This is a genomic window from Flavobacterium longum (genome assembly GCF_965137575.1).
Taxonomy (GTDB): Bacteria; Bacteroidota; Bacteroidia; order Flavobacteriales; family Flavobacteriaceae; genus Flavobacterium; species Flavobacterium longum.
On the sequence record NZ_CBCRZJ010000003.1, the window covers coordinates 40,435 to 61,744 of the forward strand.

Annotated in this window: 18 protein-coding genes; 16 read left to right on the forward strand and 2 right to left on the reverse strand. The window is 49.5% G+C overall.

Going from position 1 to position 21,310, the window contains the following annotated elements; all coding sequences use genetic code 11:
• Nucleotides 1-103: 103 nt before the first annotated feature.
• The 12 genes from ACM9J1_RS05790 (at nt 104) to ACM9J1_RS05845 (ending at nt 13,321) form a co-directional block, all read left to right on the forward strand.
• Complete coding sequence (locus ACM9J1_RS05790) at nt 104-1,651, forward strand: serine hydrolase (RefSeq protein ID WP_415581037.1); 1,548 nt, start codon at nt 104-106, stop codon at nt 1,649-1,651.
• 38 nt (nt 1,652-1,689) lie between these two features.
• Nucleotides 1,690-2,061: a hypothetical protein gene (locus ACM9J1_RS05795; protein WP_415581039.1), complete on the forward strand. Its 372-nt coding sequence runs from the start codon at nt 1,690-1,692 to the stop codon at nt 2,059-2,061.
• Nucleotides 2,062-2,141: 80 nt separating this feature from the next.
• On the forward strand, nt 2,142-2,960 hold the full coding sequence (locus ACM9J1_RS05800) for an MbnP family protein (protein WP_415581040.1): 819 nt from the start codon (nt 2,142-2,144) through the stop codon (nt 2,958-2,960).
• Between the two features lie 52 nt (nt 2,961-3,012).
• Nucleotides 3,013-4,029 (forward strand): cytochrome-c peroxidase, encoded by a 1,017-nt coding sequence (locus ACM9J1_RS05805; RefSeq protein ID WP_415581041.1) that lies wholly within the window; start codon nt 3,013-3,015, stop codon nt 4,027-4,029.
• Nucleotides 4,029-4,991, forward strand: coding sequence for a transporter (locus ACM9J1_RS05810; RefSeq protein WP_415581042.1), 963 nt, complete (start codon nt 4,029-4,031; stop codon nt 4,989-4,991). Before ACM9J1_RS05805 ends, ACM9J1_RS05810 begins: the two co-directional genes overlap by 1 nt.
• 549 nt (nt 4,992-5,540) lie before the next feature.
• Entirely contained in the window at nt 5,541-7,766 is a 2,226-nt protein-coding gene (locus ACM9J1_RS05815) for a RelA/SpoT family protein (RefSeq protein WP_415581043.1), read from the forward strand.
• 117 nt (nt 7,767-7,883) lie between these two features.
• The gene (locus ACM9J1_RS05820) at nt 7,884-8,342 is read left to right on the forward strand and encodes a YdeI/OmpD-associated family protein (RefSeq protein WP_415581044.1); all 459 of its coding nucleotides are present in this window, start codon (nt 7,884-7,886) and stop codon (nt 8,340-8,342) included.
• A gap of 141 nt (nt 8,343-8,483) precedes the next feature.
• A complete protein-coding gene (locus ACM9J1_RS05825) occupies nt 8,484-8,948 on the forward strand; it encodes a Fur family transcriptional regulator (protein ID WP_415581046.1) in 465 nt (154 codons plus the stop codon).
• Nucleotides 8,949-9,180: 232 nt separating this feature from the next.
• Nucleotides 9,181-10,449 (forward strand): adenylosuccinate synthase, encoded by a 1,269-nt coding sequence (locus tag ACM9J1_RS05830; protein WP_415581048.1) that lies wholly within the window; start codon nt 9,181-9,183, stop codon nt 10,447-10,449.
• 13 nt (nt 10,450-10,462) lie between these two features.
• Nucleotides 10,463-11,764, forward strand: coding sequence for a DUF389 domain-containing protein (locus tag ACM9J1_RS05835; RefSeq protein WP_415581049.1), 1,302 nt, complete (start codon nt 10,463-10,465; stop codon nt 11,762-11,764).
• Nucleotides 11,761-12,906: a Na+/H+ antiporter NhaA gene (gene nhaA / locus ACM9J1_RS05840; protein ID WP_415581051.1), complete on the forward strand. Its 1,146-nt coding sequence runs from the start codon at nt 11,761-11,763 to the stop codon at nt 12,904-12,906. Before ACM9J1_RS05835 ends, nhaA begins: the two co-directional genes overlap by 4 nt.
• A 4-nt stretch (nt 12,907-12,910) precedes the next feature.
• Nucleotides 12,911-13,321 carry a VOC family protein gene (locus ACM9J1_RS05845; protein ID WP_415581052.1) on the forward strand — a complete coding sequence of 137 codons (411 nt, stop codon included), beginning with the start codon at nt 12,911-12,913 and terminating at the stop codon, nt 13,319-13,321.
• On the opposite strand, the gene ACM9J1_RS05850 is transcribed toward ACM9J1_RS05845, so the two are convergent.
• Entirely contained in the window at nt 13,322-15,214 is a 1,893-nt protein-coding gene (locus ACM9J1_RS05850; protein WP_415581053.1) for an alpha-amylase family protein, read from the reverse strand.
• Between the two features lie 207 nt (nt 15,215-15,421).
• Here ACM9J1_RS05850 and ACM9J1_RS05855 point away from each other — a divergent pair, with 207 nt between their 5' ends.
• The 4 genes from ACM9J1_RS05855 to ACM9J1_RS05870 all read left to right on the forward strand — a co-directional run bounded on the left by ACM9J1_RS05855 (nt 15,422) and on the right by ACM9J1_RS05870 (nt 20,636).
• Nucleotides 15,422-17,074: an OstA-like protein gene (locus ACM9J1_RS05855; protein WP_415581054.1), complete on the forward strand. Its 1,653-nt coding sequence runs from the start codon at nt 15,422-15,424 to the stop codon at nt 17,072-17,074.
• 56 nt (nt 17,075-17,130) lie between these two features.
• Complete coding sequence (locus ACM9J1_RS05860; RefSeq protein ID WP_415581566.1) at nt 17,131-18,318, forward strand: aspartate aminotransferase family protein; 1,188 nt, start codon at nt 17,131-17,133, stop codon at nt 18,316-18,318.
• A 115-nt stretch (nt 18,319-18,433) separates the two neighbouring features.
• Nucleotides 18,434-19,837, forward strand: coding sequence for a tetratricopeptide repeat protein (locus tag ACM9J1_RS05865; protein ID WP_415581055.1), 1,404 nt, complete (start codon nt 18,434-18,436; stop codon nt 19,835-19,837).
• 55 nt (nt 19,838-19,892) lie between these two features.
• Nucleotides 19,893-20,636, forward strand: a complete 744-nt coding sequence (locus ACM9J1_RS05870) for a shikimate dehydrogenase family protein (RefSeq protein WP_415581057.1) — start codon at nt 19,893-19,895, stop codon at nt 20,634-20,636.
• Between the two features lie 121 nt (nt 20,637-20,757).
• Here ACM9J1_RS05870 and ACM9J1_RS05875 read toward each other — a convergent pair whose 3' ends face one another.
• Nucleotides 20,758-21,048: a hypothetical protein gene (locus ACM9J1_RS05875; RefSeq protein ID WP_415581059.1), complete on the reverse strand. Its 291-nt coding sequence runs from the start codon at nt 21,046-21,048 to the stop codon at nt 20,758-20,760.
• Nucleotides 21,049-21,310: the final 262 nt, after the last annotated feature.

The window sequence follows — 21,310 nt, forward strand, 5'->3', positions numbered from 1 at the left end:
CAGCCCGCGTTTAACATCCGGTCGTGCAACCCGTTTTGCCCGATTGCGCCGTTACGACAACTGCTGATAGCCGGAAAACGTGAACTCACTAACAACCCGAAATATGAAAAGAATCCTTGCACTCTGTGCTTTGGTGATGGCTTGTGCGGCATCTGCGCAAATCACTGAGCAACAACTCGACGACGTGGTCGCCCGAACGATGAAAACTTTTGACGTTCCCGGAATGGCCGTGGGCGTCGTTAAAGATGGAAAGCTTGTAGTGGCGAAAGGTTATGGCGTGAATAACATCAGTACAGGCGAAAAAACGGACGCCAATACCTTGTTCGGCATTGCATCCAACAGCAAGGCGTTCACCTCGGCAGCACTGGCGATTTTGGTGGACGAAGGCAAAATGAATTGGGACGACAAAGTCACGAAATACATTCCCGAATTTAAGATGTACAACGATTATGTGACACGTGAATTCACCGTACGTGACTTGCTGACACACCGGAGCGGGCTTGGATTGGGCGCCGGCGATTTGATGATTTGGCCAGATGGACACAATTTCACGCCCGAAGACATCATCAAGAACATCCAATACTTACGGCCGGTTTCGGGTTTCCGCGCAAAGTACGATTACGACAACTTGCTTTATGTGATTGCGGGCGAAGTCGTAAAACGTGCCAGCGGCCAATCCTGGGACGATTTTGTACAGCAACGCATCATGACGCCCATCGGGATGCAACGCAGCGCGCCGTCTTGGAAAACCTTGAAAGACACGACCAATGCCATCGTACCGCACGTGCCCACAGACGGCAAGCTCAAAGTCGTGCCGCGCTACACCAACCCGATCTTTAACGCCGCCGCTGGTTTATACGCCAGCGTCAATGATTTGAGCCGCTGGGTCATGGTGCAACTCGACAGCGGCAAATACGGCAACGGGCGACAACTCTTCAGCAAAGCACGTCACAAAGAAATGTGGACGCCGCAAACCATCCAGGGCGTTCGCGACGTGAAGCCTTACAAATCATTGTTCAAATGCTACGGCTTGGGCTGGCAACTGCAAGACTTCAACGGGCACCTGCAAGTGTCGCATACGGGCGGACTCGATGGCATCGTGACGCAAGTCATCATGTATCCGGAAATCAAACTCGGCATCATTGTCTTGACCAACCAGCAATCGGGCGCGGCATTTAACGCCGTATCGAACACGATAAAAGACAGCTATCTCGGAATTTCCAACCCAGATCATGTGGCGGCACTCAGCGCAGACCGTCAGGCCAAGGAAGACGACGCCGACAAAATAACCGCTGACGTCTGGGCATCAGTAAACAAAAACATCAAAGACAAAATCAAAGTCGATGCGAAATTATACTCTGGTACATTTCAGGACAAATGGTTCGGAAAGGTGACGATTTCGACGAAAAAGGGGAAAATGTATTTCGCCTCGGAACGGTCACCGCGTTTGTCGGGCGAAATTTTCCTGTACAAAGACCGTACGTTTGTCGTGAAATGGAACGAGCGCAGTTTCGGGGCCGATGCTTTTATTTTTTTCGACCCTTTTAAAACCACCGCAGAACGTTTTACCATGAAAGCCATATCGCCGCTGACAGATTTCAGTTATGATTTTCACGACCTTGACTTTTCGCGGGTGGAAAAGGTGCTTTAAGTCACAAAAAATCGGGATTTGTTCCTTACCTTTGCGTCGTGAAAAAACTGATTGTATTCGTCTGTTTCATGATTTTGACCAAACCGGTGCTGCCGGTGGCCGAATACGTCATCAATTACGACTACATCAGTACGAAACTTTGCGTCAACAAGGAAAAGCCGAAATTGCAATGTAACGGCAAGTGTCAGTTGATGAAAAAACTCGCGGCGGCTTCAGAGAGCGAAAAACCGATTTCGTCAGACAAAAAAGCCAATCCGCTGGAACACCATGACTGGATAGACGACGTGAAAACCGTTGCCGTTCCGGGGAAAATCCTTGGGCTAAAAACCAAAGCCAGTACGCTTTACCACAATTTTTACCGCAACCTTCGTGGCCACGCGGTGTTTCATCCGCCCACCGTTATTTCCTGATTCCCGTTTTTGACTTGTGATGCTTTGTCCTTTTGGGACGATGCTGTCATGCCATACATTTAATCAAGAAATAACTTATCATGAAAAATACCTTTAAATATGCTTTCGCCGCCTTGGCGCTTACTTTTTCTTTAACTTCCTGCAGCAGCGATGACGATTCACCGGCCATTACCGGAAACGGCGACCTCGTGCTCGAATTCGACCAGGCTTACGGTGGCGACGACTTAATTTTCGGCGCCACACAAACGGCCAATTCAGAAGGCGAAGTGCTGAAGATTTCATCCATGAAATACATCGTGAGCAATATCGTACTGACCAAAGCCGACGGAACGACTTACACCTATCCGAAAGCCGACAGCTATTTCGTGGTAGACGAAGCCAACGAAGCTACGCATGCCATCACACTCGAAGGCATTCCGGCGGGCAATTATACGAAAGTGAAATTCGGTATCGGGGTAGATCAGGAACAATACAATCTGGGCGCTGCGGGCCAAGGCAATTTCCTTGCTACCGCAGACGCTGCAGGCATGCTCTGGACTTGGGCTGCCGGTTACCGTTTCGTGGCTTTTGAAGGCACCTATACCTCGCCGAGCATCGATACCGACTCGCCATTTATGGTACATACCGGAAAAAGCGGCGCCAACTACAATTATGTAGAGGTAACGCTTGATTTGCCTACCAATGGTTTGGTACGCGAGACCATCTCGCCGGTGGTGCACATCATCGCCGATTTGTCTAAAATCCTGGACGGCACCAATAAAATCAACTTGTCTGAAAACGACGGCGGCGCGGGTGCCATGATCATGGGTGGCGATTTGTTGCCTTTGATTACCCAAAACATGCCTGGCGTATTCACCGTTGACCACGTTCACAATGAAGAAGGTGCGCACGGACACTAATCCTCAGAAAAAGCCGCTTTTGCAACGTCAAGGGCGGCTTTCTTTCTTGGTAATGGTTTTTCTCACTTTGGCGTTTGTAAGCTGTAGCGATGAAGATGAATACCAGGACGTTCCGCTGGCGTTTGAAAAACCCGCAAACTTCCCGGACATCGCCTATGACATCGACGCCAATCCGCCAACGGAAAAAGGATTTGAACTGGGCAAGAAACTGTTTTACGACGGCCGATTGGCTTCGGACGGCACGATTTCGTGTGCATTCTGCCACATCCAGGCCAATGCCTTTACACACCACGGCCATACCGTGAGCCACGGCGTGAACAACGCGGCCGGAACGAGGAATTCACCACCGATACAAAACCTGGCGTTCCAAAACGTGTTCATGTGGGATGGCGCGGCCGATCACCTGGATTTGCAGCCCATCATCCCACTGACCAGCGAAATCGAGATGAATGGTGATTTTAACGACATCCTGGCCATGATGCAGGGCGATGCCGAATACCGCAAGCTATTTAAGCTGGCCTTTGCCGACCAACAGGTAAGCATAGAGAACATGCTCAAGGCGATGTCACAATTCATGGTGATGGCGATGTCGTCCAACTCGCGTTTTGACAAATACCGACGGAACGAGGCCGGCGGAACGCTTACCGGCGAAGAACTTTCCGGTTATGCGGTGTTCAACGCCAAGTGCGCCAGTTGCCATGCCACTGATTTGATGACCGACCATTCGTTCCGGAACAATGGCCTCACACCGAACCCGGTCATCAACGATATCGGGTATTTTCGGGTGACCAACCAGGAAGCCGACCGCTACAAGTTCAAGGTGCCGAGCCTGCGCAACATCGAAAAGACCGCGCCGTACATGCACGATGGTCGTTTCGGGACGCTGGAATCTGTGCTGAACCATTACAGTTCTGGCGTGGTGGCTTCGGCTACACTGGATCCGCTGTTGCAGCAAGGCGGCACATTCGGCATCGCGCTCACCGCCACCGAGAAGCAACAAATTATCGCTTTTTTGAAAACGCTCACCGACGATCAATTCCTTAACGACCCAAGACTATCTGAATTCTGATGAAACAACTTTTTATATTACTCTTGATGGCCAACCTTGCCGCGGCAAATCCCGCGAAAGATACGGTTCCGGCTTTTGTACAACGGTGGGCACCAATGGCCGCCGGATTGGGCACCGGAACGTGCGATGCCTGCGGCTGCTCGGCCAGCGGCGGCAGCATGGGTTTCAGTTCGATGCTGGCTACGCAATACATTGGCATACGATACTTGAACCAACGCTACGAAAGCCGCGACGGCATTTTCAACAACTCTCCGATAGCCAAAGAAAAGTTCAACACCTGGCAACTGTGGTCAAAATTTCCGATCACCAAAAAAATCCAGATGATTGCGCTGTTGCCCTACCATGCGCATGAGCGTGAACGGGTTTCGGGCGACGAAAGCATCTCAGGCATCGGCGACTTTACCGTGCTTGCGTATTTTGAGGCCTGGAAAACAAAAAGCGACAGCACCCAATGGAGCCATGGCGTTCAACTGGGCGGCGGCGTGAAAGCGCCAACCGGCAAATACGATGCGGCCAACAATGCGGGCAGCGTGAACGCGAGTTTCCAGATTGGCACCGGAAGTTGGGATTACCTCTTGGCGGCCGAGTATTCGGTGAACTACCAAAGGGGCGGGCTCATGCTCAACGGGAATTATACCTTTAAGACCGAAAACAACAAAGACTTCAGGTTTGGTAACCAGTTCAACTATGGTGCGACTATTTTTTACATGCTCGAACCCGGACGTTTCAAGGTCATGCCACAGGCGGGCTTAGCGGGTGAAAAATACGAAGCCAACCACCAATATGGCTTGACCATAGCCGACACCGCTGGCGATGTCTTGTTCGGGAAACTGGGCGTTGAAGCCAGCCGGGGAAAGTTTTCTGCGGGTTTGAACGCGATGCTGCCGATGGCGCAAAACCTCAACGGCGGCATGGTGGAAGCCCAATACCGCTGGAGCGTAAACTTGAATTATAGTTTGTAGAATCAGCTAAAAAAGTAAACCATGAATTCGCGAAAGAACAAGCGGGTTCGTGGTTTTTTTGTGGCTAGTTGTTAGTTGTTAGTTGTTGGTGGCTGGTCTTTTTTCTTTATTCTTTCTTCTTTTCTCTTTCTTCATTCGACTTACTGCCATCTTAACAAAATCTACGGCTTTCCCGCAACACGGCGTCCAGTAATTTTTTAGGGATAAACCCATATTCCCCTACCCATAGGTCAAAGATAACGACCACGAAATTACAAGACGTACGGGAAAACCGTATTTTTCAATGAAGTCATTTGGTCGCTGGTCTTTAGACTTTATTGTCTGCTTCAGCTTCAACCGTTTTCGCGTTAGCGATTGAGGCTTTGTCTGAGCTCTTTTTGCAGTGCAACGGAAAAAAAGCGAGTGCCGAAAGCGCGGCGGCGGCATACACCAAGACTCGGTTACTGTAGGCATCCAGCCGACGCAACGCCCCAATAAATATCAATTATTAACTATTCATTATCTGTCGCCAATTGTCCATTATCAATTAATTCTCTATTTTTAGCGTCTATGGAGTTGACCGACGAATTTATCGAGAAAGAGAACAAAGCGATTGCGCAGGAATACAAGGAATTGTTGCGCATCAGCTACCAGACACTCACCGACGCCGACAAGAAATTGATTCGGAAGGCGTTTGATTTTGCCGTGGAAGCGCATAAGGATGTGCGGCGCAAATCTGGCGAAGCCTATATTTTCCACCCGATTGCGGTGGCGAAAATCGTGGCGTCGCAGATTGGCTTGGGCGCGACGGCCATTGCCGCGGCATTGATGCACGACGTGGTGGAAGATACCGACATCACGGTGGAAGACATCGAGCGGGAATTTAACCCGAAAGTGGCGCAGATCGTGGCCGGACTCACCAAGATTGCGCAGGTTAAGAAAGACATGAACATCTCGATGCAGGCCGAGAATTTCCGGAAAATGCTGCTCACGCTCAACGACGACGTCCGGGTGATTTTGATCAAGCTCGCCGACCGTTTGCACAACATGCAGACGATGGAATCGATGCCGGAACACAAACAGGTGAAAATTGCCTCAGAAACCCTCTACATTTATGCACCGCTCGCCCACCGTTTGGGTTTGTACAACATCAAGAACGAGTTGGAAGACTTGGGATTGAAATACACCGAGCCCGATACGTACCGCGACATCGTCTCGAAAATCAAGGAAACCAAGGAAGAACAAGACGCTTACATCAAGGCGATTTCGGATGTGTTGTGCGAGTCGCTGGACGCGGAAGGTATTGAATATACAATCAAAGGACGGCCGAAATCCATTTTTTCCATCCGGCGGAAAATGCGCGTGCAGAATGTGAGTTTCGATGAAGTGTACGACAAGTTTGCGCTTCGCATCGTGTATAAATCAAACCCGCACGACGAAAAGTTCCTGGCCTGGAAGATTTACTCTGTCGTGACCGACCATTACCGGCCAAGCCCGAGCCGTTTGCGCGACTGGATTTCGTCGCCGAAGTCTACCGGATACGAAGCGCTGCACATCACGGTCATGGGGCCGAAAGGCCGCTGGGTGGAAATTCAGGTTCGGAGCGAACGCATGGACGAAATCGCCGAAAAAGGTTACGCGGCGCACTACAAATACAAACAAGGCGGCGGCGAAGAGAGCGGCCTGGACCAATGGTTGAATCTTTTGCGCGAAGCCTTGGAAAACGCCGAAACCAACGCCGTGGATTTCGTACAGGATTTCAAGATGAACCTCTACGCGAAAGAGATTTTCGTCTTTACGCCCAAGGGTGAAATCAAGTCTTTGCCGAAAGGCGCGACGTCGCTTGATTTTGCGTTTTCCATCCACTCCGAAATCGGGATCAAGACCTTGGGCACGCGCGTAAACGGCAAACTCGTCCCGCTCAATACCGAACTCAAAAGTGGCGACCAGGTGGAAGTCATTACGTCGCAAAACCAAAAACCGTCTTCGAACTGGCTGGATTATGTGACCACGTCTCGCGCCAAGAACAAGATCAGGAGCGTGCTCAACGAGGACATGAAGAAAATGGCCGACGAAGGCAAGGAAATCCTGCTGCGCAAGCTCCGACACCTGAAAATTACGATGAGCGAATCGGTCATCAACGAAATGGTGAACTACTTCAAGCTCAAGACCAGCCTCGATTTGTTTTACCGCGTGGGCACCAATGCCATAGACAACCAGTCGCTTAAGGATTACGCCGGCCAGCGCAGCAACACGTTCATCAATTTCTTCAAGAAAACCATCAAACGCCCGGCGCACACCGCCGATGAAGACATCCACAAACCGGAACTATCGGCCAAGTACGACATGCTGGTTTTTGGGGCCGAACAGGACAAACTCGATTACACGCTCTCGGCCTGCTGCAACCCGATTCCGGGCGATGACGTATTCGGTTTCGTGACGGTCAATGAAGGCATCAAAGTGCACAAGAAAGACTGCCCGAACGCCATCGCGCTACAATCGAATTATGCCTACCGCATCATGGTGGCCAAGTGGATCGATTCCTCGCAACAGGAATTCAAGGCCGTGCTCAAGATTACCGGCATGGATACGCTTGGCCTGACCAACAAACTCACGAAAGTCATCTCGAACAACATGCACGTGAACATCCAAAGCATTTCGCTCTCGGGCGATGCGGGTGTGTTCAACGGGCAGGTAGCGGTGATTGTCCCGAACAATACGATATTGAAGAAACTCATCGACAACATCAAGAAAATAGAAGGTGTCGATAAAGTGACGCGGGTTTATAAAAATTGATGGTGAATTGTGAATTGTAAATTGTGAATGGTAAATGGTGAATGGTGAAAAATACATCTGTCTAAACTTCAAACCTTGAACTTTGAACCATAAACGTGAAACCTTGAACCTCAAACCTTGAACCCAATATTCAACGACCATATCAAACTCGAAAAAGGCGAAGCCAAAGGCGCCTGGACGTTCGTGACCATGCCCGTGATGCCGCACTTGCCCAAGAAGAAGAATTCGACGGTGAAAGTGCGCGGGTTCATTGATGATTACGAGTTGAAGGACATCCACATCTGGGCGATGAAAAAAGGGACGTTCCTGGCCGTAAAGACCGAAATCCGGAAAGTGATTAAAAAAGAAGCCGGCGATACAGTCAAACTGGAACTCTTCCTTGACGAGCCGGAATCGGCGAACGAAGACGATTTTATGGCCTGCCTGCAAGAAGAACCCACACTTTTGGCGCGATTCAAAAAACTCCCGAAAGCCAAACAAAAAGAAATGACCGACTGGATTTTCTCAGCCAAAACCGAAGATGAAAAAGTAAACCGGATGGCGAAGGCGATGGAGAAGTTGGAAGGAGCATTTTAGTGGTTAGTTGTTAGTGGCTAGTTGCTAGATATGTTGACTTGCCGAAACATTTGACTCCAATTCAAATTTGAAAATAATACATCCGGCTACTTGACTTATCTAGCTGCTAACAACTAGCAACTTTTTTCCTACCTTTGCCCCATGACACTTATTTCCGTCGACAACAGTAAAAACCAAGAGATTGTAAAGACTGTCTTTACCAAATATCTCGAAGGCAAAGGGCACCGCAAAACGCCTGAGCGCTACGCCATCCTGCAGGAAATCTACGACTCTGAGGAACATTTCGACATCGAGAACCTTTACCTCAAGATGAAGAATAAGAACTACAGGGTAAGCCGCGCTACGTTGTACAACACCATCGAATTGCTGCTCGATTGCGGATTGGTGCGCAAACACCAGTTCGGCCAGAACCAGGCGCATTACGAGAAGTCGTATTTCGACAAGCAGCATGACCACATCATCATGACAGACAGTGGCGAAGTCATCGAATTCTGCGACCCGCGCATCCAGACCATCAAGAAAACCATCGAAGAGATTTTTGATATCGACATCCACAACCATTCGTTGTATTTCTACGGAACCAAGAAGGCAATGGGTAGTGAATAATTAATATTGAATAATTGGGCGTTGCGGCGGATACGGCCGTGCCGTTCCAGATAAGATATTTTCCGCCGCCGGGCTATCCGCTTCAATCTTTTCGGCGGTTCTCGATAAACTCGAACCGCCAAAAAGGATTTCCGCTTTTATCCCTAACGCAGAGACGTCGAACGTCAAACGTCAAACGAACATAGAAATTACTAACCACTAGCAACTAACTACTAGCAACTAACAACTAAAAATGGCAGATCTCCTACTCGGCCTCCAATGGGGCGACGAAGGCAAAGGCAAAATCGTCGACGTACTCACTTCCAATTACGACATCATCGCGCGCTTCCAGGGCGGGCCAAACGCCGGGCATACGCTGGAATTTGACGGCATCAAGCACGTCTTGCGCACCATTCCGTCGGGTATTTTCCACGCGAATTCCATCAACATCATCGGCAACGGCGTAGTCATTGACCCGGTCGTGTTCCAAAAAGAAATCGAAGGGCTCGAGAAGTTCAACATCGACATCAAATCCAAACTCATCATATCGCGCAAGGCGCATTTGATCCTGCCGACGCACCGCTTGCTCGACGCAGCGTCAGAAACCGCCAAGGGCAAAGCCAAAATCGGCTCCACGCTCAAAGGCATCGGGCCAACTTACATGGACAAAACGGGACGCAACGGTCTTCGCGTCGGCGACATCGAACTGACCGATTTCAAGGAGCGCTACCGCACGTTGGCCGACAAGCACGAAACCATGATCAAGTTCTACGACGTGAACATCCAGTACAACCTGGCCGAACTTGAGAAGGAATTCTTCGACGCGATTGAAGATTTGAAAAAACTCGACTTCATCGACAGCGAAGAATACCTGTACAACGCGCAGAAAGCCGGGAAGACCATTTTGTGCGAAGGCGCGCAGGGTTCGCTCCTCGACGTTGATTTCGGCACGTATCCGTTTGTGACCTCATCCAACACGACCGCAGCCGGCGCCTGTACCGGACTTGGCATCGCGCCCAACCAAATCAAGGAAGTCTATGGCATTTTCAAGGCCTACACCACACGTGTGGGCAGCGGCCCATTCCCTACCGAGGACTTCGGTGAAGCGGGCGATGTCATGGCCAAAGTGGGCAACGAATTCGGTTCGGTCACCGGACGCAAAAGGCGCTGTGGCTGGCTCGATCTGGTGGCGCTGAAATACGCCGTCCGCATCAACGGCGTCACGCAACTCATGATGATGAAAGGCGACGTATTGTCTGGGTTCAAGACTTTGAAAGTATGTACCGCCTATAAATACAAAGGCCAGTCTATCGATCACTTGCCATACAACATCGAACCTGAAAACGTCGAACCGTTATATACCGAATTTAAGGGCTGGAACGCCGATTTGACCGGCATGACGTCCTACGACCAACTTCCAAAAGAGCTGGTGGATTATATCGCGTTCATCGAAAAAGAAGTGGAAGTTCCCATCAAAATCGTATCGGTCGGGCCAGACCGCAAGCAAACCATCATGAAATAAATTGCTAACGCCTATGGATAAAGGTGCATTGAACTATTTTGACCTTCACCAAGGCGAGGAAGACAAAAACCGGGTACTCGAAACCGTCCGCGCCAGCGTGTCGTTCCGCGGTGCCAACCTCTGGATTTTGGCTTGTGCCATCGTGGTGGCGTCCATCGGACTTAACGTGAACAGCGCCGCCGTCATCATTGGCGCCATGCTCATTTCGCCGCTCATGGGCCCGATCATCGGGGCAGGCTTCGGCATCGGCACGTTTGATTTCGAGCTACTGAAAAAATCGTTGCGCAACCTTTTCGTGGCCACGGTCGTGAGCCTTGCCGTGTCTTACCTATATTTCTTGCTCAGCCCGTTTAAGGAAACCCAATCGGAACTGCTCAACCGCACCTCGCCCAACATTTATGATATTTTGATTGCCTTCTTCGGCGGTTTGGTAGGTGTCATCGCCATTACGCGCGTCGAAAAAGGCAACCCGATTCCCGGTGTCGCCATCGCTACGGCGCTCATGCCGCCCCTTTGTACGGCCGGTTACGGGTTGGCTGTCGGGAACTGGCGCTTCTTTGCTGGCGCGCTGTATCTGTACACCATCAACTGCGTGTTCATTTGCCTGGCCACATTCGTCATCGTCAAATACCTGAAATACCCGAGGCTTTCGATGCCCGACAAGAAAAAGGAAAAGCGAGTGGCACTGGTCATGACCTTGTTGACCATGAGTCTGCTGGTGCCGAGCATCTATTTCGCCTACGTCTTGTTTCAGGAAAAAAAATATACGCAACAGGCGCAGCGTTTTATCCAAGCTGAATTTTCAGATAAGGGTTACGCGGTGATCTACAAAAAATTTGAGATGGCGCGGCGCCCCAAAAGCATAGAAATCGGGCTGTTGTCTAAAAGATTTGATCTTAATGAACGTATCGAATTGCGCAAAAAACTTGCGGCTTATGGGCTGGCCGGGACGAAGCTTTATTTCAGGCAAGACACGACCGACCTCAAGCGGGAAATCCTCAATGAACTCCAGTTGGCGCAAGGTTCCAAAAACGAAAAAGACCAGCTTATCGCACAACTTCAGGAACGACTGAACAAAAACCGCTTTGACCAAAAGCAACTCCTGGCTGAAATGAAAGCGTTTTTCCCCGAAGTCAAGGCCATTTCGGTAAGCAACCATGAATTCTCAGACGGCAAGACGCAATGCCTCGCCGTGATTTATCAAAGCGCGAAAACATTGACTGCCGCACAGGAAAAACAGTTGGCCAGTTGGATGCGCCAACGTTTGCAACGCGACTGCGTAGAAATGTACCATCAAAACCCACGTACCGAATGAAAGCCACGAAACTATTTAATGCCTTTTTTGAAAGCGAGAAATCGGGTGGTGTCATTTTGCTTGTGGCAACGGCACTGTCGCTGTATTTCTCGAACATCACCGGTGGCGAGCATTTCGTGGCCTTCTGGAATCAGGATTTGGGCAGCCATACGATGGCCGAATGGATCAACGATGGCCTGATGGCGATTTTCTTTTTGCTTATCGGATTAGAGTTGGAGCGTGAGATTTTCATCGGCGAATTGTCTGACCTGAAAACCGCATCACTGCCCATTTTCGGCGCGTTGGGCGGCATGCTGATCCCGGCTGGCATTTTCCTGTTGCTGAATTTCGGTACGCCGACGCAAGCCGGTGCGGGCATCCCGATGGCGACCGATATCGCATTTGCCGTCGGAATTTTATCGCTGCTGGGCAAACGCGTTCCGGCGTCGCTGAAGGTTTTCCTGACTGCGCTGGCAGTCATCGACGACCTGGGTGCCATTCTGGTCATCGCTATCTTTTACACGGATAACCTGTCGTTGCTCAACCTCGGCATCGCGCTCGGCATTTGGGCGATCTTGTTCGTCATGGGCAAATATTTCAAGGTCCGGAACCTGATTCCGTATCTGGTTGGCGGTGTGGCGATGTGGTATTTTATGCTGCATTCGGGCGTACACGCCACGATTGCCGGTGTATTGCTGGCTTTTGCGATACCGTTTGGCGACGGCGGCGAAAAATCGACCTCTTACCTGTTGCAACATTTCCTGCATAAACCCGTGGCGTTTGTCATCTTGCCGTTGTTTGCACTGGCCAACACTTGCATTCCGGTGGAAAGCGGCTGGCAGCAAAACCTGTTGCACGTGTCAAGTGTCGGGATTATCCTTGGCCTTGTCGTGGGCAAACCCGTCGGGATTTGGCTGTTTTCCTACCTGTCATCGAAGTCGGGCATCTGCAAACTGCCGAACGGCGTGAAATGGAAACACATCTTTGCCACCGGGTTCCTGGGCGGCATCGGCTTCACGATGTCGATCTTCATCACGCTGCTCGCCTATGACGACATCCACATCATCGACGACTCTAAAATGGCCATTCTCGTTGCCTCGCTCATTGCCGGTTTAATTGGTTTCTTGTCGCTGAAAATGACGCTCCGAAAACTGAAACATTGACGCCATGACCTCCTCCAACCCATTCGCAAGCGCCGTACAATTCCGTATCGCGCGGCCCACGGCACAACTCGACAAGATCAAAAGGTTTTACTGTGATGTGTTGGGTTTTCCCATCATCGGGCATTTTGAAGGCCATGACGGCTACGACGGAATCATGATTGGGCTGCCGGAAGAAAAATACCATCTGGAGTTTACACAGCATCCGGAGCAACTCGATTTGCCGAAACCGACCAAGGAAAATTTGCTGGTGTTTTATTTCGACGACGAAAATACATATGCGGCCGCCAATGAACGATTACGAGCTTCCGGATGCGAACCCGTTGCGCCTGAAAACCCCTACTGGAACGACAAGAGTTTCACCTACGAAGATCCGGACGGCTGGCGCATCGTGCTCTTCAAAGGCCGCTTCAAATAGTTACAGTTTGTAGATTACCGATTCGGACGGACGGAGTTCGACCCAAACCTTGCCTTCGCCATTTTTCACTACCAGTTTCGATTTGGCGCGTCCGTAAAGTTGTTCGGTGACGTCGTATTGGCCGTCGCTCATGTCCCATTTCTTGAGCAGTTCCGACGGGATTTTCAACTCGAACGACACGGTTTTTTCGGCGGAAAGATTACAAGAAATCAGCAACCGTTCCTTGCCACTCCAGCGCCCATAAGAGTAAACGGCTTCACCATAATTAGGCGTGTCGCGGCGGTTGATGGTTTGTAATTCCTGATATTCGCCCATAATGGCCGGACTTGTGGCTGTAAAATTCAGCAACCGTTTATAGAAATCGCGGAGTTCTTTCTCATCCGCATAGGATTGCCCGCCATCGAAAGCGCCGTTGTTCATCCAGCGCTGGTGCGTCGGAACGCCCACATAATCGAAAATCGACGTACGCGAACGCTTTCCGAAACCTCCGTCCTGATCGCCGGGTTCTCCGTTTTCCTGCCCGAAATAAATCATCACCGGCGAGGTGCTGATTGTGGCCGACAAGACCATCAGTGAACGGCCTTTGGAACCGTTGCCCGCAAATTCCGGACTGGCCAGGCGCTGCTCGTCGTGATTGTCCAGGAAGTGCAACATGTGTTTTTCGATGTCGCGCAAACCGTTCTGGATGTCGGCAATGCCGTCGGCGTCGCTTTTTCCTTGTACGATTGCCTTGAGTTTATCGTATAGTTCGACTTTGTCATACAAATAATCCATCTTTCCCAAATGAATGTAGTTGCGGTATTCGCGCGGATTGTAGACTTCGGCGAGCAGAAATGCATCGGGATTTTTCATCTTGATGGCCGAGTTCATGTAACTCCAGAATTCATACGGCACCATTTCGGCCATGTCATAACGGAAACCATCGACACCTTTGGCCACCCAGTACAACGCGATGTCGCGAAACTTCTTCCACGATGACGGCACGCTCTTGTCTTGCCAGAAAGCGTAGTGTTCTTTATAGGATTTGACGTCGAAACCGCCCGGCAATTCCGGGAAATCCTTTGAACCCTCCGGCTTGATGCCGTAGTTGATTTTTACGGTTTCGTACCAATCGTTGATGTCGGGCTTGGCCAATCGCGACCCGTTGCCGGTCCATTTCGCCGGGTTTTCATCGAATTTGCCGTCGATCATCGGGTGCTTTTCGCCACCGAGCGGCTGGTAATCGGGCGATGTCGGGACTTCGAAAGCCTGTCCGGGAATATAGTAGAAATTGTTGTCGCGTTTGTACTCGACGGTTTTGTCGTCGTCGGCACCGAAATCGCGCACGCCTTTCGGGTTGGTCTTGCCTTCGTATTTGCGGGCAATGTGGTTCGGGACGATGTCGATGATGACTTTCATCCCATTTTTATGCGTCCGGGCAATGAGCGCCTCGAATTCCTGCAAACGGTTTTTCGGGTTAACGGCCAAATCTGGATTGACATTGTAGTAATCTTTCACCGCATACGGCGATCCGGCGCGGCCTTTCACGACTTCAGGGTCGTCGTTGGATATCCCAATGGCCATGTAATCGCCAACCAACGCATGGTGCGGCACACCGGTATACCAGATATGCGTTACGCCCAAACCTTTGATTTCCTGCAAGGCCTTATCGGTAAAATCGTTGAATTTCCCTACGCCATTTTCCTGAACCGTTCCCCAAGGTTTGTTGGTGGTGTTCTTGTTGCCGAAAAGTCTGGTAAATACTTGGTACACGACGGCCTTCTTCGGGCCTTCATTCTGGGTTTGCGTGGTCATTTGTACGGGTTTGGCAGCCGGCTGGGCTTTTGATTTGGCTTTTTGTGCGGAAGCCGTCACAGACAGGATGACGGACGCGGCGATAAGTAGTTTCTTCATCAGGTTGGTTTTTGTCCCGCGGGAAGTGACAAATATAGGTATTTGGGTGATTAATTGAACGCGTTTTTGCCAGCAAAACCACCAAGAATCCGATGATCATTCCCGAATTTTCAAATTCTCAAATTTTCAAATTACTTGTTACTAATTTATTCTTAACAAGCCGGTTCGATGGCTGTTTTTGGTTAAATTTGCAAAAAAATTCACCCCTTGAACAGACTGCTGTTTTTCTTGTTCTTTCTTTCATTTCCGCTGATTGGCTTGGCGCAGGTGAAAACCCAAAAACAAGGTTCGAGTAAAATCATTGTCGAGAATGCCGATTTCGGCGACATCAATCAAACTGAAATTCCAGACGCGATGCTGCTTTCGGGCAATGTACGCGTACGGCACGAAGGCATTGTGGTCACTTGCAACAAGGCGTATTATTTCCAGAAAGAAAATTACCTTAAAGCGTTCGGCGATGTGCACATGGTTCAGGGCGACACGCTCTATCTCGATGCCAAATACGCCGAGTACAACGGCAACGTGAAACAAGCGTTCGCAACCGGGAACGTGAACTTGCGCTCGCCCGACATGACGCTCGTAACCGACACAATCAATTTCGACCGGAACATCCAGCAGGCTTGGTACAATACGTACGGCACGATTACGAACAAAGACAATGTTTTGAAAAGCAAATCCGGACGGTATTACGTCAAGGAACGGAAATACCAATTCCTGACAGCCGTCACGCTCACCAACCCGAAATACGTGATGAAATCCAACCATCTGGACTATTACACCGGGCCAGGCCATGCGTATTTGTTCGGCCCATCGACCATTACGGGCAAGAACAACTACATCTACACCGAGAAAGGATTTTACGACACCAAGAAAAACCGCGCGCACTTCCTGCGGCATTCGTATATCAAATACAACGACCGGCGCATCGAGGCCGACAGTCTGTATTATGACCGTGTCAAGGAATTTGCTTCGGGGACGAACAATGTCAAGATCACGGACACCATCAACAAGGGCATCGTTAAAGGCCATTACGCCGAAGTCTATAAAAACAAGGATTCAATGTACGTTACCAAGCGCGCGGTAGCGGTAAGTTTGGTAGAGAAAGACTCGGTATACATTCACGGAAAAATCCTGATGATTACCGGCAAGGAAGGCCAACGCGTGGTGCGGGCGTTCAACAATGCACGGTTCTACAAGAGCGACATGAGCGGCAAGTGCGACTCGATCCACTCCGAACAGGCTGTGGGATTGACCAAGCTCATCGGCAAACCCATCATGTGGAATTTCGACAACCAGATGACCGGCGACGTGATGCATTTGGTGAGCAACAAGGAAACCGAGAAACTGGATTCGCTTAAAGTGTTGAACAACGCATTTTTGGTGTCCAAAGATACGCTCGGCACCGGGTACAATCAGGTGAAAGGCCAGAACCTGTATGGCAAGTTCCGCGACAACAAATTGTATGATGTGGACATTGTCAAGAACACGGAAGTCGTGTATTACATGTATAACGATACCAACGAGCTGATCGGCATCAATAAAAACGTCTCGAGCAAAATCAATCTGACGCTCGACGGCAACGCGATAGACACGATTACCTTTTTCAAGACCGTAGACGGCGACATTTATCCGGATAAAGACCTGCCTGAAAATGCGCGAAAATTGAGGGGTTTTGTCTGGCGACCCGACGAGCGCATCAAAAGCAAGGACGATATTTTTCCGCCGGAAGAAAATGAATTGGACGCCAAGATACAGGCCGACAAGAAAGCTGAAATGGCCAAAGAAGACACGCCGATGGAAGTGCGTAAGGAAACGCTCGATTACGACAAGACCGACGTAAACCCAAAGCCATCAAATTAGTTCAATGTTTAAAGTTGCTAAACCTTAAGCTTTAAACGTCAAACCAAATGAAGCGAATTAACCCAGATTTCCTGCGATATCAAGCCCAAACCTCGCCCTACCCGCTGGGCATGGAAGTGTCGCATGCGGCCGGTTCCTATATTTACGACACCAATGGTAAGCGCTACTTGGACTTTGTGGCCGGCGTATCGGCGGTTTCCGTAGGGCATGGCAACGCGCGCGTGAATGATGCGATTAAAAAACAACTCGACCTTTACTCCCACGTCATGGTGTATGGCGAATACGCGCAAGGACCAGCGGTGGACTATTGCAAATTGCTCGTGCAGCATTTACCGGAATATCTCAATAAAGTCTACTTGGTCAATTCGGGCACCGAAGCCACCGAAGGCGCGCTGAAACTTGCCCGTCGGGCAACGGGACGCAGCCAATTGATTTCCTGTTACAACGCGTACCACGGCAACACCATGGGCTCGATGAGCGTCATGGGTTTTGAGGAGCGGAAACAAGTCTTCCGGCCGCTGATCCCGGACGTGGATTTCATCACGTTCAACAACGAGTCGGATCTGGAGAAAATTACGGCCAAGACCGCAGGCGTAATCCTGGAAAGTATCCAAGGCGGCGCAGGATTCATTGAACCAAAAGATGGCTTCTTACGGAAAGTACGAGAACGCTGCAACCAAGTGGGCGCCATGCTCATCATTGATGAAATACAGCCGGGATTCGGACGAACCGGAAAACTCTTTGGTTTTGAGAATTACGACGCCGTACCGGACATTGTCATCATGGGAAAAGGCATGGGCGGCGGGATGCCCGTAGGCGCGTTCGTGGCTTCAGGCGATAAAATGGATTTGCTGAGCCATGACCCGAAACTCGGCCACATCACGACGTTTGGCGGCCATCCGGTAATTGCGGCGGCCTGCCTGGCAACATTGCAGGAAGTCTTGGAAACCGGATTGATGCAACAGGCGTTGGAAAAAGAAAAACTCTTCCGGTCATTGCTGGTACATTCTTTGGTGACCGAAATCCGGGGCAAAGGGCTGATGCTCGCGGCCATGACGGCCAGTCCCGAAATCACGAACGAAGTTATTTTACGGTGCCAGGACAAAGGCTTGATTTTGTTTTGGCTGCTCTTTGAAGGTTGCGCCATCAGGATTACACCGCCGCTGACCATCAGTGAAGGCGAAATCCGGGAAGGTTGCAAAATCATTCTGGAAACCATGGATGAAATCGCTGCCGGACGATAGCCTTTGCATCCGCTAATTTTTTGTTAATTAAATTGTTTACAACAAAAAACCCCGTTTCTACGTATATCTTGATTGCTCCGTACTTTTAGTATGGATAACTTTTAAACCTAAGCTTATGCATTTGAGCAGCGAAGAAGAAGAAAACAGCTTATCCTTAAAGCGGTTCGAGTCGATGCTGAAAACCAATAAGGTCTTGTTCTTCGACTCGGAAGAATTTGAAGAAATTGTCCTCCATTATCTCGATACCGGAAAAACGTCACTGGCCAAGAAAGCCCTGAAGTTGGCCCTCGAACAACACCCGAAATCTACCGGACTTCGGTTGGTACAGGTGGAAATGCTCGTCTATGAAGACAAGCTCGACCAAGCCGAAAAGCTACTCAACGAATTGTATGCGATTGAGCCGCACAACGAGGAAATCTACATCCAGAAAGCCAACATCTATTCCAAGCGCGACAACCACGAAAAAGCGGTCGAACTCTTGAGGATTGCGCTTCAATATACAGACGACTACGCCGACGTGTACAACCTCATCGGGATGGAATACCTGTTCATGGACAATCTGGAATTGGCCAAGGAAAGTTTCATCAAATGTTTGGAAGAAGACATCGAAGACCAAACCGCATTGTACAATGTCGTGTATTGTTTCGAGTTTTTGGACCAGAACGCCGAAGCGATTGAATACCTGAAAACCTATATCGAACGCAACCCGTACAGCGAAATCGCTTGGCACCAATCAGGTCGTTTATATTACGGGTTGAAGGATTACGAAAATGCGATTACCGCTTTTGAATATGCGACTTACATAGACGAAACATTCATTGGCGCGTTCATGGAAAAAGGAAAAGCGCTCGAAAGATTAAAGCGGTACGAGGAAGCGATTGAAAGCTACAACCGCACGATGGAATTGGATGAACCGACATCGTACGCCTTGTTGCGGATTGGGAAATGTTACGAAAAGCTGGGCAACAAGGTCTTGGCGCTGAAGTTTTTCAATCGGACGGTACACGAAGATCCGCTGTTGGACAAAGGCTGGATTGCGATCACCGACTTTTATGTACGCCAGAAAAACTTCCAGAAAGCCTTGTTCTACGTCAACAAAGCCATCGCCATAGACAACGAAAACCGCCTGTATTGGAAGCGTTACGCGACCATCAGCAAGACGTTGAATTTATACGAAGAAGCCGAATACGGCTATCGGAAAGCGGTGGAATTCGGCGATTACGAACTCGACACCTGGATTTTCTGGGTGGATTTGCTGCAATATTTGGGCGAATTCGACAGCGCGGTGCAAACATTACTGCAGGCTTCCGAATATTTCCCGGAGCAATTTGAAGTGGAATACCGATTGGCAGGATTGCATTTTATGTTGCATGAAATTGAAAAAGGTATTTTCCACTTGTGCAACGGATTGCGGCTTAGTCTGGAAAACCACACGATTATTGAAGAATTATTTCCTGCGGTCTGGGAGCGCAAGGACGTGCAAGCGTACATCGCCAAACAGAAAAAGAAGAAGAATTAGTAAGTTGGGTTAAACAGAAAATCCGGTGTAGTAACCGGATTTTTTATTTTTGCATATGGCCAGGAAACTTTTCGGATTGGTTGGACGCAACATTGATTACTCGTTTTCACGCAGCTATTTTTCGCGAAAATTCGTGGATGAAGGCTTGCATGATTGCGAGTATGTGAATTTCGACATGGCCGACATCGGAAATCTTCGTGACGTAATTTCCCGAAACCCTGATTTGATTGGGCTGAATGTCACGATTCCGTTTAAACAATCAGTATTGCCGCATCTCGACAAGCTCGATGCGACCGCCCAAACCATCGGCGCGGTCAACACCATAAAAATACACAAGAACGGCATACTGGAAGGTTTCAATACCGACGCGCACGGTTTTACGGAATCGCTGAAACCGTTATTGAAACCGCACCATAAATCTGCACTGATATTAGGCTCGGGTGGCGCGTCAAAGGCTGTGGCGTATGCACTCGCCTCACTGGACATTGCCTGTCGGCATGTGTCGCGGCAGGAAATTGACGGAGCAATTCGGTATGATGAACTCGATTCGGCCGTTGAGTTGGTGCAAATCGTGGTGAACGCAACGCCCGTCGGGACTTTTCCCCGCGTTGATGATTGTCCGGAACTTCCGTATGAAAAGTTCAGCGCGAATCATATCGCCTATGACTTAATCTACAATCCGGCAGAGACTTTGTTTCTTAAAAAAGCCGCCAGAAACGGCGCCGTGACCAAAAACGGATTGGAAATGCTGGAATTGCAGGCCGAAAAATCCTGGGTAATCTGGAACCGCGACATTTAACTCTTTTGGTGGTTTTACCGTAATGGACTCTTGTGGCATTTCGGTTGTTTTGCGATGGGTTAAAATAGTAAACCCGAAAGGTTTTAAAAACCTTTCGGGTTTACCAAATTCAATTTGAAGACTACCTTTTCTGCTGCATCCTATCACGCCTTTCCTGCTGAATGACCAGATAGGTTGCGTATTGCTCTTCGGTCAAAAGCGCTTTCATTTCAGCGTCTTTTCTGGTTTGGATGTCTTTGACCTTGCGGAATTTTTCCGTTACACGGATGTCGCTTTTTTTCACCTCGCGGAATTCCCTAAAGTAACGCGTCGAAATCTCGCGAAACGGCTCTTCCTGCTCCGGGGTTAACTTCAGCCGCTCTTTGCTTTCCTGCTGGAAATTCACCAATTCCTGTTTTAAATCTTCTGGCATACTCGGCCGGTCTTGGGCAAATCCAACAACCGAACATCCAACAAACAAGAGCAGCACAAATAATTTACGATATTCCATGGTACAAGATTTAGGTTTACGATTGCTTTTTCCAAAGCTACAAAAAACAGAAACGCATACAAAATCGCTTAAAAAGTTCACGCCGCCGAAATCGCGAAAATGCGATAAAACTTGGTTTTCTTTTGAATATTAGAACCGCTTTACTATCTTTCGCGTTCTTAAAAATTTATGAACCCCAAAACAT